The following is a 15551-nucleotide window of genomic DNA, read 5'->3' as shown; positions in this document are numbered from 1 at the left end:
TTCCCCTTATCTTGTACTCTGATGTTAATAATACTGTGCGGCCAGCCTCCGGGCTTCCTTCCGCATCAGGTCGACCACCTCGGGCGGTGAAACGATTTTCGCCCCGCCTCCCAGGCCGAATAGCCATCCGAAGAACTGGTTGCTTACTGCAACCCGGACATTTATGGAAAAATGCCCGTTATCTTCCGGAATCACTGTGACATCCTTCCCGAACCGGTCGATGGCCACGCCGATCAGATGGTTTTCAAAAATGATTTTCACATTCTTCTCACTGCCGCCGAACATGCCGAACATCCTTTTCGAGTAGACGGCCATATCGAATCGGTCAAAGAGTTCCGCTCCGTCGCGCCTGTCTTTTGTCATTTCAATCCCAATCATTTTATCCACGCGGTAATGCTTGATCTTCTCTTCAGCGCCGTCAAACCCGATCATATAATAGTTGGCATCATCCCAGGTAAGGGCCCAGGGACTGATGATGTAGCTGGCGCCATCCTTGCGCAGCTGCATTTTCTTGTCCACGGACCATTCAAAATACTTGAAGTTGATCTGCGCGTTCGCACTGATAGCCGTATGAATCTTGTCCACGCTGTAGTAGATGGACTCGTTCATCGTCTTTACCCGTTCCGAAACGAATACATACCTCTGCAGCTGCGTCGCCTCGTAGATGCTGGTAAAGCTTTCAATCTTCTTGATCAGTTCATGGGATTTCTTTGCAGTGATGAATTTCGAAGACTGGACGGCATCCACCAGCAGCTTGAGCTCCGCCAGCTCAAACTGACGGTTTGCCACGTAGTACCTGTATGTGCCTTTCTCCGGCTGGCCAATGATATCGATTCCGTACACCCGCAGCGTCTCGAGGTCGTTGTAGATGCTTTTTCTTTCCGCCTGGATTCCGCAGCTGTTTAAAGAATCGAGAATCTCGTTCATCGTCATGCTGTGGGTTTCATCGGTCCTGTCCAATAATATTTTCATCAGAAAAATCAATTTCAGTTTCTGGTTCGGTGATTTTGCCATGGGTCCTCCTGGTGTAGTGTTGCCGGTTATTTTTTTGATCAAGCTATTCAAACTGCTGGTTATCTGCTATCTAAATATAACCAAATAAAAGGGTTATAAAACGGACTCGTATAAGCATGGAATTTCTCCCATGCAAGCATTATACCACTTTGAGGTTTTGTTTCACAGCAATGACTCGGTATTCAGGCATTTTTGTTGGGATGAAATCTTTGTATATCGAAAATAAGGTTTATAGCAAACAACAACGTCAGCGCGTGTAGAATTGATGCAAAATAGAAATCTTTCCAAGCCGGAACGTATTCGCGGGCTATTTGATAATACAATGCAAAAGCTGTCGAAACGCATGATTTTAGAAAAATGTCCAGATGTCAGCACATCAACTGTTGAAATTGCACTAGCATCCCTCCTCAAAGAGGGATATATCATGAAGACGGGCGCTGGTAAAAATACGGCATATATCCGCAATATGGAAAAGTGGCTTCTAGTTGTTCTAAGATAACAATTGAAAGACAAGAACTTTGGCATATGATAAAATATTTTTATAGGAGAGTGAATCATTATGAGAATTTTGGTAGATGCCGATGCTTGTCCGGTGACAAGAATCGTTGAAGAAATAGGTAAAGAACAGGAAATACCGGTAATGCTGCTCTGTGACACCAATCATGTTCTGCAGTCGGATTACTGTGAAGTAAAAATCATCGGTGCAGAAAGAGATGCCGTTGACTTTGCTTTGGTAGGAATCTGCACCAGAGAAGATCTTGTTGTTACCCAGGATTACGGAGTAGCAGCAATGGTACTGGGAAAAGGTGCAGCCTGTATTCATCAGGGTGGCAAATGGTACACAAACGAAAACATAGACCAAATGCTGATGGAACGGCACTTAAGCGGAAAGGCAAGAAGAGCTAAAAGCAAACATCATCTGAAAGGACCAGCAAAACGGACGGAGGAAGATGACCGGAGATTCGAAGAGTCATTTTTGAAATTATTAGAGACGAAGAAAAAAGAAAACATGTCCAAGGCTGCAAAAGAAGAACAGGTGATAAAACATGAAGGACTGGAATGGCGATAATAAGATAGATGGAAGAGATTATGATTTGTTCGATGAAGCGGGTGGAAATTCATTGGGAGGAAGTAATGTACAAATATATGAAAGATCATGAAGAGTACATCAAAAACTGCTTGAAATCAAAAGATGAACAGGATTTCGGAGCCCTGTTAAATTACCATAAAACCCAGATTGAATTCATGCAGCATGAAAGATTTGTGCACTTGATAATTACACTTGTCTTCGCATTCTTTATGATAGCTTTTTATGTAGCGAGCATGATGATCGACCTGAGGGGTCTTGTGGTTATTGCTTTGATTTTCAGCGTTGTTGAATTGTTTTATATTGTACACTACTACCGACTTGAAAATGGGGTTCAAAGATGGTACAGGCTTTATAAAGAAATATATGATGCAATACAAATGAGATGATTCGTATTGTCGCAGTTACGAATCAGAACGCAGCGCCATTTTGAGATTAGCGGACATGGGAAAATCTAAGGATTTGCCAGTTTGCTGCGTGCAGGTTGGATGAACCAGATAGGAGGGGCATGTTGAAAAGTAAATATTACTTATGTATTGACCTGAAATCTTTCTATGCTTCTGTGGAGTGCGTGGAGCGGGGGCTTGACCCGATGACCACCAATCTTGTGGTTGCCGATCCGGAACGCAGTGACAAAACTATCTGTCTGGCGATTACTCCTTCAATGAAAGCTCTTGGCATTCGAAACCGGTGCAGGGTATTTGAGATACCGAAAAATATCGAATATATTATGGCTGAGCCACGGATGCAGCTCTATATTGACTGCTCAGCGGAAATTTATGCGGTCTATCTCAGATATGTTTCTAAGGACGATATTCATGTCTATTCCATTGACGAGGCATTCCTTGACGTTACCCGATACATGGCGCTCTACAACATGACTGCCAGGGAACTGGGAGAAGCGATTATAGCGGAAATTCTGAAAAAGACGGGAGTCCGCGCTGCCTGCGGCATCGGAACGAATCTGTATCTTGCCAAGATAGCACTGGATATTACGGCGAAACATTCACCGGACTTCATCGGTTATCTTGACGAAACATTATATAGGAATACTCTTTGGAACCACAAGCCGCTCACGGATTTTTGGCGTGTGGGAGCCGGGATTGCAAAAAAACTCGAAAACATGGGCATTACCACAATGGGACAGATTGCCGAAACGAATGAAGACTTGTTATACAGAATGTTTGGCATCGATGCAGAACTTCTGATCGATCACGCCTGGGGACGTGAATCCACCACAATTTCCGACATAAAAGCCTATAGATCAAAGACCCACTGCCTCAGCAGCGGGCAGGTCCTGATGCGGGATTATAAATTTGAAGAAGGTAAGCTCATTGTAAAAGAAATGGCAGATTTGCTGTGCCTGGATCTGCTGGATAAAGGGCTTGTGACTGGCTCAATAACCCTGCATGTCGGCTATTCCAACGGCCTGCACCTGGAACCGGCACGAGGAACCGCTTCTCTGGACACGGAATCAAACTCTGATAAAGTAATCATTCCTGCTGTTGCAGCATTATATGAGCGTATTGTAAACGCCAAATACCCGGTCCGCAGGATCAATATTATCTGCAACCATGTTATACCAGAGGGGTATGCCCAATATAGCCTTTTTGATGCACCTGAAAACCTGGAACGCAATCGGATGGTACAGTCTGCGATATTGAATATAAAAAAGAAATACGGAAAAAACGCTATTCTCAAAGGGATAAACTTAGAAGAGGCGGCTACAACCCTGGATCGAAACCGGCAGATCGGAGGACACAAAAGTGGCGACTAAACCTAGGGGCAAGATGCCCGTTTCCGAGCGAGCCAAGCAATTCCTGCCGTTTGCAGCGCTGAAGGGGTTGCCGGAAGCGCTGGCGGAGAAAGAGAAAATCATAGTACCGAAGATTGAGCTGTCTGAAGAAATGGCCCAGGAACTAAATCAAAAGTTCTGCCAGCTTAAGCGAGGGACTGTTGCCACCATCACTTACTTCCATGAGGATGAGTATCTGCAAATCACGGGCATGGTTGCATTGATTGATGAGCCCAATCGCATACTTAGGATCGTAGATACAAAAATCCCTTTCGATGATGTTTTGGATATAAATGGATAAAAATAAATCTGATATTCCTATTCAACTATCATTATTTTGTATGCCCAAATTTGAGCAGGATAACTTTCGGCGACTACGCCGTTGTAGGTTATCCGGACCGTCTGACCGGCAACGATGTCGGAAACGTTTATTTTCAATCTTTGACTGTTAAGTACGATCGCCTTGTCTGCGTGAACAACAATCCTGTCGGAGGATGTATATTCAACGGAATCTTTATACGGTTCAACAAGCAAAGCGTCAGTATTTTCAATTACTGTAGCCATGAAAATCCTTTTGTCGTCTTTGGTGCAAGCACAGAGCGCAAAAATCAGACAAAGAAAAAGAATAGAAACTTTCAATCGCTTCATGAAATCACCACCTTCAAAATTCTTAGACCGTGTATGAGTTTGGTCACTCTAATTATATCATAATGGCGGGCTGGGGGAGAGTCAAATCTCTACCGGATATGTTCCCCAAACGGTAGATTGTACCATGGATTTTTTGTGAGTTTTGGAAATGTTAAATCCCTCACTCAGATTGAAGGCTCAGGAAGGCACTGAGAGTCCCTGATTCCTATCAATCTTGACCTTGCAGTCGACCATCCCGCCACAGCAGGCGAAACTACTTGGCTTTATTCATTTTTGGATGGAAATCCATACCGTTACATGTGATGTTGATTTGCCGCGAGTCTTGAAAAAGCAAAAGCATTCATAATTTGGTTTGGAGAAAAAGTGGTTGATAAATTCATTCATTATTTTTCGAAAACATCTGATTTTCTGGCAAATTTAATGATTTATTTATGTGAATATGATAGAATATCAACAGAGAGTTGTTCTGGACAGAATCTACGTGCATTAATTATATTACTTGTAAAAAGACTGTTTTGAAGGCAAAGTTAGCGGGTATATTTACTATTAAGCTGATACTACTGAGCATAGTCCGTTTTTGGGTAATATATGATTCCAGTCAGGGATATCCTTGACTGGTTTTTTGCGTCTAAAGTACTGTTTTTGGGACACCTGATGAATTATTATAAAAGCCACGGCAATTAAAACAATTGAGTGAGATACTTATAATGATGTGATTTGACATATTATGACTGTATCCCCTCTTTGATTAACGGACATGAATAAATGTATAAGACCACCCGGAGGTGAAACAGATGAACTGGATCTATGAGAAAAATAAAGATAACACAGGTCGATACTTACTTGGTACTGTCGGTGAAAAACCGCTTATTTGTATCGGAGTTAATCCTAGTACCGCAGAGCCAGGGATGCTGGATAATACGCTGAAATCGGTTGCAAGAATATGTGAAGCAAATGGGTTTGACAGCTGGATCATGCTCAATGTATACCCGCAAAGAGCAACAGACCCAGAGGATATGCATGACAAGCCGGACTATGACTTAATATTTGAGAACTTGCTACACATCGAAAATGTAATGAAAAATAAACAACCAGCAATTTGGGCAGCGTGGGGTACAGTGATTACCAAGCGACCATATCTGTTGAACTGCCTATATCAGATTGTTGATATGTCAAAAGATTACGATTGTAAATGGTATAATGCTGGCCGTGTCTCAAAGCTTGGACACCCACATCACCCGCTATACTTAGAAAAAACAGAAAAGCTGAAAGCCTTTGACATTGATGAATATATCAAAAAGGCTAGTGTTGATCAGGTGTTCTCTCACATCAAGGGACTGAAAAACAGCACATTAGATAATGAGTCGGATTTTATTCAATCACTTTATAAGGCGGATTTTATGGACAGGCAATACAATAAATGCCTTAGCACAAGACCGGTAGATGTTGATGCAGAAATGAAAGCTTTAAAAAATGCTGACTACAAACACGCAAGAGCATTGCTTACTGCCATTATGAGAGAAGATTATTTTTCGAATGGTGCATTAATGAGAAGGGTAGAAAACGGAAATCTCTTAGCTGTTCTAAGAAAACTTCAAAAGCTATACAAGGAATCTGGCCCGGGGGCTGAAGAGGGTAATCTGATGACGAGGGAAATAAGGAAAACAAACCGATGAACAGCTCAAAAACAATCAATTATTATGACGAAAATGCAGAAGACTTCAATGCAGGAACGCGGAATGTGGATTTTCAGGCTACCCAGCAACGCTTCTTGGGGAAATTAGTCCCTGGCAGTACAATATTGGATTTTGGATGCGGTTCCGGTCGTGATACAAAATATTTTCTGGAACAGGGTTACCGCGTGACGGCAACGGACGGATCGGAGGAGCTGTGCAGGCTGGCCTCAGAACATACAGGGACAGAAGTAAAGCATATGCTCTTCCAGGATCTTGAAGATATTGAAATCTACGAGGGCATATGGGCATGCTCTTCCATTTTGCATCTGCCCTATGCCCAGCTGCGGGATGTTCTGGTGAAAATGGCCCGGGCTCTGAAAAACGGCGGAATTGTATACACTTCCTTTAAATACGGAACATTCGAAGGGGAACGCAACGGCAGATATTTCACGGATATGACAGAGGAAAAATTTGAAAACCTATTACAGGAAACAAAAGTTTTTCGTTTGGAAGACCAGTGGATCACTTCAGACGTACGGCCTGAAAGAGGGGAAGAAAAGTGGCTCAATATTATCCTGCGGAAAATATAAATATCGGAACAACGGATGTAATGACAGGCGGCAGAAATAAGAGCCGTTTTCTTTACTACCAGCTGAAAATGAGTATCCTTCATGCACAAAAGATAGATATTATCGTATCTTTCCTTATGGAATCCGGGGTCCGGATGCTACTTGCTGATTTGAAAGATGCCCTGGACCGGGGAGTGCAGATTCGTCTGCTTACGGGGAATTACCTGGGAATTACACAGCCGTCTGCATTATACCTTATAAAAAAGGAACTGGGCAACAGGATCGATCTCAGGTTCTACAATGATAAGGAACGATCCTTCCACCCAAAATCTTATATTTTTCACGGTGAATCAGACAGTGAAATTTACATTGGTTCTTCCAATATTTCCAGAAGTGCCATGACTTCAGGGATTGAGTGGAACTACCGTTTTGGCAGTTGTACAGATAAAAGGAATTTTGATTTGTTCCTGGATACATTTGAGGACCTGTTCAACTACCACTCGATTGTAATCGATGATGCGGAGCTGAAAAGGTATTCCAGAAACTGGACAAAGCCGGCGGTCGCAAAAGACCTGGCAAAATATGATGAAGAGGATGTATATTCAGACACTAATGTGGAAGAATTGCTGCAGCCCCGAGGTGTTCAGATTGAGGCTTTATATGCGCTGGAAGACAGCAGAGCCGAAGGAGCGGCAAAGGGACTGATCCACGCAGCTACCGGTGTGGGAAAAACGATTTTGGCCGCCTTCGATTCGGCAAAATATGAGCGTGTACTTTTTGTAGCCCACAGGGAAGAAATATTAAAACAGGCCGCCATATCTTTTCGGAATGTCAGGAAATCGGAGGATTATGGATTTTTTAATGGAATACAGAAAGATACGGACAAAGCAGTGATTTTTGCCTCGGTATCCACCTTGGGCAGAGAAAATTATCTGCAGGAAGAGTATTTTGCGCCCGATTATTTTGACTATGTAGTCATTGATGAGTTCCATCATGCAGTAAATGACCAATACCAGAGAATCGTAAATTATTTCAAGCCGAAATTCCTTCTGGGACTGACTGCGACTCCGGAAAGAATGGATGGCAGGAATATTTATGAAATCTGCGATTACAATGTCCCCTATGAAATTTCGCTGAAAGATGCCATCAACAAAGGAATGCTTGTGCCTTTCCACTATTATGGAATCTATGATGAAACGGATTATTCCGGGTTACGTATTGTCAAAGGCAGATATGATGAAAAGGAGCTGAACAAGACCTATATAGGAAATCTAAAGCGGCAGGATCTGATTTATAAATATTATATGAAATACCGCTCCTGCCGGGCATTGGGATTTTGCTGTTCCAGACTTCATGCGGAGGAAATGGCACGTGAGTTTGTGAGGAGAGGAGTTCCGGCAGTCGCGGTGTACAGCAATGCCAATGGGGAGTTTTCTGAAGACCGGGAAGCGGCGATCAAAAAGCTGCACAGCGGCGAAGTGAAAGTGATTTTTTCGGTGGATATGTTCAATGAAGGAGTGGATATTCCCTCGGTCGACATGGTTCTTTTTCTGCGTCCTACAGAATCCCCTGTCGTCTTCCTGCAGCAGTTGGGTAGGGGACTTCGTAACAGCAGAGGCAAAGAACATCTCAATGTTCTGGACTTTATCGGGAATTATGAGAAAGCCGGCAGAGCACCGTATCTCCTCAGCGGGAAAAGTTATTCCAGAGAGCAGGGACTCTCAAATCAGCAGCAGGATCTCATGTTCCCCAATGACTGTTTCGTGGATTTTGACATGCGCCTGATTGATCTGTTTCAGGAAATGGAGAAGCGTCTTCTTACGGCACGGGAACTCATCAAAGGTGAGTACTTCCGGGTGAAGGAGTGTCTGGGCGGCCATGTACCAGGCAGAGTAGAGTTGTTTACCTATATGGAAGATTCGGTCTATCAGTTATGCCTGAGAAACGCAAAGGAGAATCCATTCCGAAGATACATGGAATATCTATATGATTTAGGTGAATTATCCAAGGAGGAGAAGCTGGTTTACAATGGGATTGGCAGAGAATTTCTTGCGCTGTTGGAAACCACTGATATGCAGAAAGTGTATAAAATGCCTATTTTATCAGCGTTCTATAATGAGGGCAATGTGAAGATGGCTTTAACAGAAGAGGATATTCTGAAAAAGTGGAAAGCATTTTTTGCAACGGGTACGAACTGGAAGGACTTAGGGAAAGATATAACCTGTGAAGAGTATAAATCAATTACAGACAGACAGCACCTGAGCAACGCAAAAAAGAATCCGGTGAAATTCTTAAAAGCATCCGGAAAAGGATTTTTCGTCGATAAAGAAGGTTATGCGATTGCATTGCGTGAAGAGCTTAAAGATGTAATTGGGCAACCGGCATTCCGCAGGCATATGAAAGACATTATAGAATACCGGACCATGCTGTATTATCGGAGAAGATATTCGGAGCAGGATGAAATTTGATATCATAGAATGGCAACGAGTCCAATAATCTCAGGAGCAAGGAACCCGGACTTTTTCGGGAAGAATGCTATTGCGCCGGGTTTTCGGTTTATGGTGAAATATTTAAGCCTACTGGATTAGCCAGAAATAATGAAAGCATTATTTTGTCAGGAAAATATGATTTCGAATGGCAAGAAATAAGTGAGGCAAGAAGGTACTATAAAATCGAAATCCTATAGTAGGATTAGGATGATTTGAATTCGCAGAAACTACAAGTTCTTCTATAGAAATCAAAATGAAAGTAGAGGTGTGCATATGGATGACATAATTTATATAATGCCTGATGAAATTGATGTAGTTTCCAATGAGGATTATTATACCGATGTGGCCAAGCAGTTCTCTTCTGTACCAGAAGTTGCGAAACCATTGCTAAGAAATGCAAAAGCTGTATTGTCTAAAATTGAAGAGATGCTCTATTCAGCGCCCGCATTTATTAACGCAGTAAAGGCAAGTATTCCAGAGGAAACATTCCAAGCTATTTTGACAGATGAGCAGAAATCAAAGTTTGCTAATGGTGCTTTAACGCTGATGACCAAAAAAGATGGGTCTTTGATGGCAAACCTTGTGAATCCAGAAACCAAGAAAATAGTGTCTACAGTTTCACTAAAGACCGTAAAGGTTACACCAGAAATATCTCAAGCTATGACGAGTTATGCAACTCAAATGCAAATGGCTCAGATAGCTGAACAGATTGAACTTATAAAGGTTGCTGTTGAAGAGGTTCGACAAGGGCAAGAATATGATAGATTGGCTACAGCATATAGTTGTCAACAGAAATTATTGCAGGCTATGACAATCAAGAATCCTGAACTAAAAGCAATAGCTCTATTACGGATTGCCTCTGATGCCGAAGACAGCAGAAACCTTTTGATGCAAAGTCAAAATACAAATGTGTCTTTTGTAAAGAATCAGCCGGAATCATTCTGGGGAAAATTTATCTCAGGTGCAGCTCCGGAAAAAGTGAATTCTAGAATGAATGAAATTCGAGAAAGCTTATATGCAGTAAATATGGTTTCTTTATCGGAGGCAATTGCTTATCACGAAATGGGAGAAACTGAGGCAGCACAGCAAAGTCTTAAGTATTATGCTGAATACATACAAAAAACATATCTTGGAACCAAAGGATTGGTGGAACGATTGGATTTAATAGATCCATCACCAGAGAATTATTGGTCAAAGACGCTACCGGATATTGAAAAGAAAATCCAAGCATTACCTTGTAACATAGAACAAAAACTGTTAGGAGGTGAATATGATGGAGATCAGTAAATGCAAGAATAAGAAATGCCAAAGACCTCTCCCAGATAGTTATAAGCATAAATATTGTGAAAATTGCAGAAATGAACACGTTAAACGAATTAAGGATGCAGGAAAAGCAGTAGCAGGCGTGGTAGTTTTAGTTGGCGCTCCTGTTTTGGCATTTGTAACCAAGGGGAAGATTAACCCTAAAAAATAATGATACAATAAATGTGTAAAGAACTGAGGTGAACACAGTGGCAGATATAAAACAAGTCTATGAATTTGCCGTTAAATGGTTCAAAAAATATCGAAGTACAAAGACCTCAGAAATTGAAGTTGAGGAGGGCTTTGCTGAAGAGTGTTTCGCCCTTGGCTTTAAGATGGATTGCGGAGAGTCATTTCAGAAAGCGTTTCCAAACACACAGGCTTTTGACGACTGTATCCATTTTGAACAGATTATTAATCGGATAGACGATATATCATTGTTGGGTTCGGCTATCTTCTCAAAGTGGCGTTATATTACCCATTGGTCATATAGTGAAGAGTTGCTTTCGCCGGAAAACAGGCCGTGGTTCATAATCGCATTTTCACGTTTGGCGGTATTAAGTTCAGAAAATGGCTATAGTTCACTTGTTTTAGATGGTCAGGCAAAGAAAATCAAAATTATATCTAATAATATTGGCTATGGTCCCTGCCCAATGCCGGAAGGCGAAGTGGAGCAACACCTAACGATGACAGCTGACGGCCGTGTCTGGTTCACTGGATATAATTTTGGAAATGGGGATGGGAAATACGAACGTGGCCGTACTAAAAATTTCAGCTTAGATAAAGAAAAAACTGAATATATTTTTTCGGCTTTTAGTAGATTCTTCAGTGGAGAATTTGGAGATGTCTTTGCTACTGATATAGGATCTTGGAAAATGACGATCACCAATACGGAAGGGCATGAATTTCCTTTCAAAGGTTCATTATGTGCAGATTATGAAATCGACGGTAAAGATCTTTCGGAAATGTTGCGTGATGCTTTGGGCATTGAAAACCTCTTCGTTTTTGATGGCGATGATAAACCAGAAAAGGTTGAAAGGCTTTTAATTGAATATCATAGGATTACAAAAATTAAACCTAAAGTTCCTCCGAGTGAAAAGATTGACACAGTAACCTGGGATTATTCGGAGCAGTTGATTATTGACCGTGAGTCAGAAAGTGTAGAGCATATACAAAGAATTGGGTCTGGTTGCATTGTCACTCGAAAATATCAAGTTGAGGAAGGTGTGGCTGATTTACTTGATGACTTGGATGCAGACTCATTGTTTGAAAATATAGAAGGAAACCCTCCAGATGCACATGATAACACGAATGAAACTAAGGACTATGCGATCACTGTTGATTTTAAGAAAAAACCACAGCGGGTAATTAAAGGATCATACGATAAAAATGGTCTCCCGAAAGATTGGCCTGAGTTTGCTGAAGACATTTTTAACTTCATGCGATTTTACAATTTGGGTGAAATTCTTGATTCATCTGTATACAGCAAAGCAAAACGCCGAGCTGGTGAGTTTATGTTTTGTAGTGTTGAGTTTAGTGAAGACGGCAAGAGCTATTATTATATCAGCGATGAAGATACTATAGAAGTTGGAGATTTTGTTATAGTACCGGTCGGTAAGGACGAAAATACTGCTACGGCTGAAGTTGTAAATATTGAATATTTTTCTGAGGAGAAAGCACCATTCCCAATTGAAAAGACAAAGCATATCATTGGGAGAGAATGAATTAACATGAACTCATAGAATAAATAGACGAATCAAAGTCATTGAAAAATCCAAAGGAGGCTGTATGATTGATTTCAACAACAAGGGCATCATTAAATTAAAAGGGGAAAATATCTCTAACGGCGAAAGAGTCGTTGGGGAGCTGCTGATAAGCGGCGAAACGGTGATGGGCAGCTACGTTGCCATGAGGGACCGGGTCGTTTTTACGAACAAGAGGATTATTAGCTGCAATGTTCAAGGGATAACCGGCAAGAAGGTTGATTATACATCTATCCCTTACAGTAAGATCCAGACCTATTCTGTCGAAACGGCAGGTACATTTGACCTGGATGCGGAGCTTGAAGTGTGGCTGAGTGGAGTAGGCCGCGTCAAATTTGAACTTGCCGGCGGCGTTGATATCCTGGCCCTCTGTAAAAGCATAAGTGAATACATTTTTAAGTAAACAAAACCGGGATATAATGAGCCGTTAGCTGAATTTCAGAATAGCATGGAGGCCTGCGACATGAACAAAGAGCTTCAAAGGATACCAGGAGTGGGGAAGAAGATTGCCGAAGATTTAATGCTGATTGGCATAAATAGCATAAACGATTTAAGGGACAAAAACCCGGAAGAGCTTTATGAAAGATTATGCGTGACAAAAGGGTATAAGATTGACCGGTGCGTACTCTATGTTTTTAGATGTGCAGTATATTATGCTGATGAAGAGGCGCATGATCCGGAGAAGCTGAAGTGGTGGAAATGGAAAGATATATAAGCGGGGAAGTCGCAACTATTATATGAGGGATAATACTGGATGAAATATAATAATGATTATTTATTTTTCAAAATGTCGGAATTTAATGATGAGATGGATGGTATATCAATCGACGACGATCAAAGAATCATTGATTTTGTTGATCGTCTTGAAAAATTCATTTATGAACATGGATTGATTTGTAGGCGCTATGACTTATATAAGGATGGCTGGTATGCTTTTGAAAGATGTAACAGGCGAAATCCCAAAAAACTGACATTGTATGCTCTATTTGTTTATTTGTTTATCTACTCAAGAGAAGAGCATATGTGCGGCGGGTACGAGTACGGAGCTAGCTACACAAGAACCTATAAAAATGGAACAATACCCTGCATTATCAAAGAAATTATCAATAGATTAGAGAAGGCGGCAATCAATGAAGATTCTGAAAGTGACAAGGCTGGAAGTTGGGGGATTGCTGGCGAATTATTTGTAGCAGCTGAGTTGACTAGAAGAGGCTATATTGCAACATTGACCTCAAAAAACACAAAAGCGATTGACATTCTGGTTGCTCAAAAAGAAGGAGACTCGTTTGTTGGTGTTCAAGTAAAAGCTTGTAACAAAAAAAACCAGAAGAAATGGAAAATGAGCAAAAGTTCGGAAGAGAATGTGAAGGATAATTTGTATTATGTTTTGGTGAACCTACGAGAAGGGAACGAACCTTATTATTATGTTGTCCCCAGTGAGTATATCGCCTATCGGATAAAAGAAGATTATACGAAATGGTTGCATACTCCGCGAAAAGATGGCAACAATCATCCAGAAACCTCAATGCGAACATTTGAATTTATTGATGAAGACGAGGAAAACCAATTCCGGGATGCATGGTATCTGTTCGGCATATAAGGAGAATTCAATTGAATAAAAAGGAAGATATATCTACCTTGAATTATGAATTGAAATACAGCAATCACTGGAGACTTAAAATAGAAAGTATAAACATTAGCTACAGCTCATTGATGGAATCTCACGTTCTTTTTTGTTATCCTTGCAAAGTGGAAATGGAACGAGTAGAAATGGTCATGGGAAAAGGCGCAATTTGCCTTTGTCTTTACAGTGATTCTGAACAGATTATTGATAAAATGCTTGATAACCTATATGAAACTGGAATATTAGATCTTGCTGAATATTATGAAGAAGACGTTTATGAGGGTGAATTTTAAGCAAAATGAGCAATGAGACAAACATAGTAGCAATCCGCTTGTTATCCGATTCGGTAGATAAAACGGTAATGAGTTATACCTTTGGGGTGCTTGCAACATGCTTGTAAAAAGTTGATTAACAAGAACTCATAGAATAAATAGATGTATTTCAGCCATTTATAAATCGAAAGAAGGATGTAAATTTTTGCCGACATGTAAGTAAGGGCAATTTTGTTGTTATAATTTCTTTTTTGTTGAAAAAACTACGCGCTGTGTAGCTAGGTTATCAAAACATAGATATCAAAACAAAGTTTTGCTGACAATGTTTTGGAGGAGGATGATATGAATAAAGAAAATATGACCGCGCATGAAAAGTTTCTCAGTGAGCTTTCAATACATATGAATAATAGTGATGAATTGAGTCTCAAAGCGATATACTCCTTATTTCCAGAAATGAATAGGAAGACAATTTCATGGAGACTTTATTCATTAGTACAACAGGGAAAGCTTTATAGAACTGGGCATGGGATTTATTCTCTGAATAGGAATAATGAAGATAATGTATCAGCAGGCTATGAATATTTGCAGAGAAAATCTAAAGAACTCTATGATATTTTAACAGAGTATGGATACGATTTTTATATCACAGGAATGGATTCATTGGTAGGAGAAATCCTACACATGCCGGAGAATTATCCAGTACTTATAATTGTCGAAGAATCTGGCATCAAAGAAATTCAAGAAGTGTTGAATGAAAAGGACATGATTGTTCTTACAGAAAAAGAACGTGATATATTAGGAAAAACAATTCTGAGGAATAAAGTAGATGTGATTTTGCTGAGGGGAAAAGATTTTTCTTTGGCAACGGATAATATATCTCAGAAAGAAAAAGGCTTCATCGATTTGTATTATGCAGTTACAAGAATGGAGTATGGAGTTTCGGTACCTGAATTGTCTCGAATATATCAAAGTTTGCAAAGAAATAATTCTATTGCAATGGCAAAAATGAAAGCAGCAGCTAAAGACAGAGGCGTCTCTGTTGAGATAAATTGGCTTATTGAAATGAACAAAGCATCGGAGAAAACTATAGAGTTCATGAGTTATCAAATTAAGGAGGCCAAATGGAATTAATAAACAACGATAATATTATTCTTGAAAAAAGGTCTTCCTAAGAAGTGAGATTGAAAAACGCATGACTGACGGAGGTTTTAACTCGCAATGTTCAAGGGATAACTGGCAAAAAGGTTTCACATTCGGGTACTCTGTAAAAGTATAAGTGAATACATTTTGAAGTAAACAAAAATTGGGAATA

Annotated in this window: 18 protein-coding genes; 16 read left to right on the top strand and 2 right to left on the bottom strand. The window is 40.6% G+C overall.

From position 1 onward, the window contains the following. Nucleotides 1–24: 24 nt before the first annotated feature. Nucleotides 25–1014, bottom strand: a complete 990-nt coding sequence (locus tag BUA79_RS08110; protein ID WP_073993933.1) for a helix-turn-helix transcriptional regulator — start codon at nucleotides 1012–1014, stop codon at nucleotides 25–27. 343 nt (nucleotides 1015–1357) lie between these two features. Between BUA79_RS08110 and BUA79_RS12545 the strand changes: the two genes are divergently transcribed. From BUA79_RS12545 to BUA79_RS08090, 5 genes are all read left to right on the top strand, one after another. Further along, the gene (locus BUA79_RS12545; protein ID WP_178138565.1) at nucleotides 1358–1513 is read left to right on the top strand and encodes a hypothetical protein; all 156 of its coding nucleotides are present in this window, start codon (nucleotides 1358–1360) and stop codon (nucleotides 1511–1513) included. A 60-nt stretch (nucleotides 1514–1573) separates the two neighbouring features. Further along, the gene (locus tag BUA79_RS08105; protein WP_073993932.1) at nucleotides 1574–2083 is read left to right on the top strand and encodes a YaiI/YqxD family protein; all 510 of its coding nucleotides are present in this window, start codon (nucleotides 1574–1576) and stop codon (nucleotides 2081–2083) included. A gap of 65 nt (nucleotides 2084–2148) precedes the next feature. Then, nucleotides 2149–2490, top strand: a complete 342-nt coding sequence (locus tag BUA79_RS08100; RefSeq protein ID WP_073993931.1) for a hypothetical protein — start codon at nucleotides 2149–2151, stop codon at nucleotides 2488–2490. A gap of 119 nt (nucleotides 2491–2609) precedes the next feature. Beyond that, a complete protein-coding gene (locus tag BUA79_RS08095; RefSeq protein WP_073993930.1) occupies nucleotides 2610–3878 on the top strand; it encodes a Y-family DNA polymerase in 1269 nt (422 codons plus the stop codon). After that, nucleotides 3868–4197: a YolD-like family protein gene (locus tag BUA79_RS08090; RefSeq protein WP_094757375.1), complete on the top strand. Its 330-nt coding sequence runs from the start codon at nucleotides 3868–3870 to the stop codon at nucleotides 4195–4197. The genes BUA79_RS08095 and BUA79_RS08090 overlap by 11 nt, the downstream gene beginning before the upstream one ends. A gap of 17 nt (nucleotides 4198–4214) precedes the next feature. Here BUA79_RS08090 and BUA79_RS08085 read toward each other — a convergent pair whose 3' ends face one another. Further along, entirely contained in the window at nucleotides 4215–4544 is a 330-nt protein-coding gene (locus BUA79_RS08085) for a DUF3221 domain-containing protein (RefSeq protein ID WP_073993929.1), read from the bottom strand. A 794-nt stretch (nucleotides 4545–5338) separates the two neighbouring features. Between BUA79_RS08085 and BUA79_RS08080 the strand changes: the two genes are divergently transcribed. The 11 genes from BUA79_RS08080 (at nucleotide 5339) to BUA79_RS08030 (ending at nucleotide 15370) form a co-directional block, all read left to right on the top strand. Further along, nucleotides 5339–6220, top strand: a complete 882-nt coding sequence (locus BUA79_RS08080) for a DUF1643 domain-containing protein (protein ID WP_073993928.1) — start codon at nucleotides 5339–5341, stop codon at nucleotides 6218–6220. Beyond that, nucleotides 6217–6810 carry a class I SAM-dependent methyltransferase gene (locus tag BUA79_RS08075; RefSeq protein WP_073993927.1) on the top strand — a complete coding sequence of 198 codons (594 nt, stop codon included), beginning with the start codon at nucleotides 6217–6219 and terminating at the stop codon, nucleotides 6808–6810. Before BUA79_RS08080 ends, BUA79_RS08075 begins: the two co-directional genes overlap by 4 nt. Nucleotides 6811–6830: 20 nt before the next feature. Beyond that, nucleotides 6831–9257, top strand: a complete 2427-nt coding sequence (locus BUA79_RS08070; protein WP_094757379.1) for a DEAD/DEAH box helicase family protein — start codon at nucleotides 6831–6833, stop codon at nucleotides 9255–9257. Nucleotides 9258–9551: 294 nt separating this feature from the next. Continuing rightward, complete coding sequence (locus tag BUA79_RS08065; RefSeq protein WP_178138564.1) at nucleotides 9552–10565, top strand: hypothetical protein; 1014 nt, start codon at nucleotides 9552–9554, stop codon at nucleotides 10563–10565. Continuing rightward, nucleotides 10552–10752, top strand: coding sequence for a hypothetical protein (locus BUA79_RS08060; protein ID WP_073993926.1), 201 nt, complete (start codon nucleotides 10552–10554; stop codon nucleotides 10750–10752). The genes BUA79_RS08065 and BUA79_RS08060 overlap by 14 nt, the downstream gene beginning before the upstream one ends. A 37-nt stretch (nucleotides 10753–10789) precedes the next feature. Next, complete coding sequence (locus tag BUA79_RS08055; RefSeq protein ID WP_094757374.1) at nucleotides 10790–12304, top strand: hypothetical protein; 1515 nt, start codon at nucleotides 10790–10792, stop codon at nucleotides 12302–12304. A 64-nt stretch (nucleotides 12305–12368) separates the two neighbouring features. Continuing rightward, a complete protein-coding gene (locus tag BUA79_RS08050; RefSeq protein WP_073993925.1) occupies nucleotides 12369–12746 on the top strand; it encodes a PH domain-containing protein in 378 nt (125 codons plus the stop codon). Between the two features lie 60 nt (nucleotides 12747–12806). Further along, nucleotides 12807–13058, top strand: coding sequence for a helix-hairpin-helix domain-containing protein (locus BUA79_RS08045; protein WP_073993924.1), 252 nt, complete (start codon nucleotides 12807–12809; stop codon nucleotides 13056–13058). Nucleotides 13059–13097: 39 nt separating this feature from the next. Next, entirely contained in the window at nucleotides 13098–13943 is an 846-nt protein-coding gene (locus BUA79_RS12265; protein ID WP_094757373.1) for a hypothetical protein, read from the top strand. Nucleotides 13944–13954: 11 nt separating this feature from the next. Next, entirely contained in the window at nucleotides 13955–14260 is a 306-nt protein-coding gene (locus tag BUA79_RS08035) for a hypothetical protein (RefSeq protein WP_073993923.1), read from the top strand. Between the two features lie 321 nt (nucleotides 14261–14581). Continuing rightward, complete coding sequence (locus BUA79_RS08030) at nucleotides 14582–15370, top strand: DUF6577 family protein (protein ID WP_073993922.1); 789 nt, start codon at nucleotides 14582–14584, stop codon at nucleotides 15368–15370. The last annotated feature ends 181 nt before the right edge of the window (nucleotides 15371–15551 follow it).

It is taken from the genome of Parasporobacterium paucivorans DSM 15970, from assembly GCF_900141895.1.
Taxonomy (GTDB): Bacteria; Bacillota; Clostridia; order Lachnospirales; family Lachnospiraceae; genus Parasporobacterium; species Parasporobacterium paucivorans.
The sequence above is the reverse complement of the archived record's forward strand: the minus strand, read 5'-3'. Positions and strand labels throughout refer to the sequence as shown.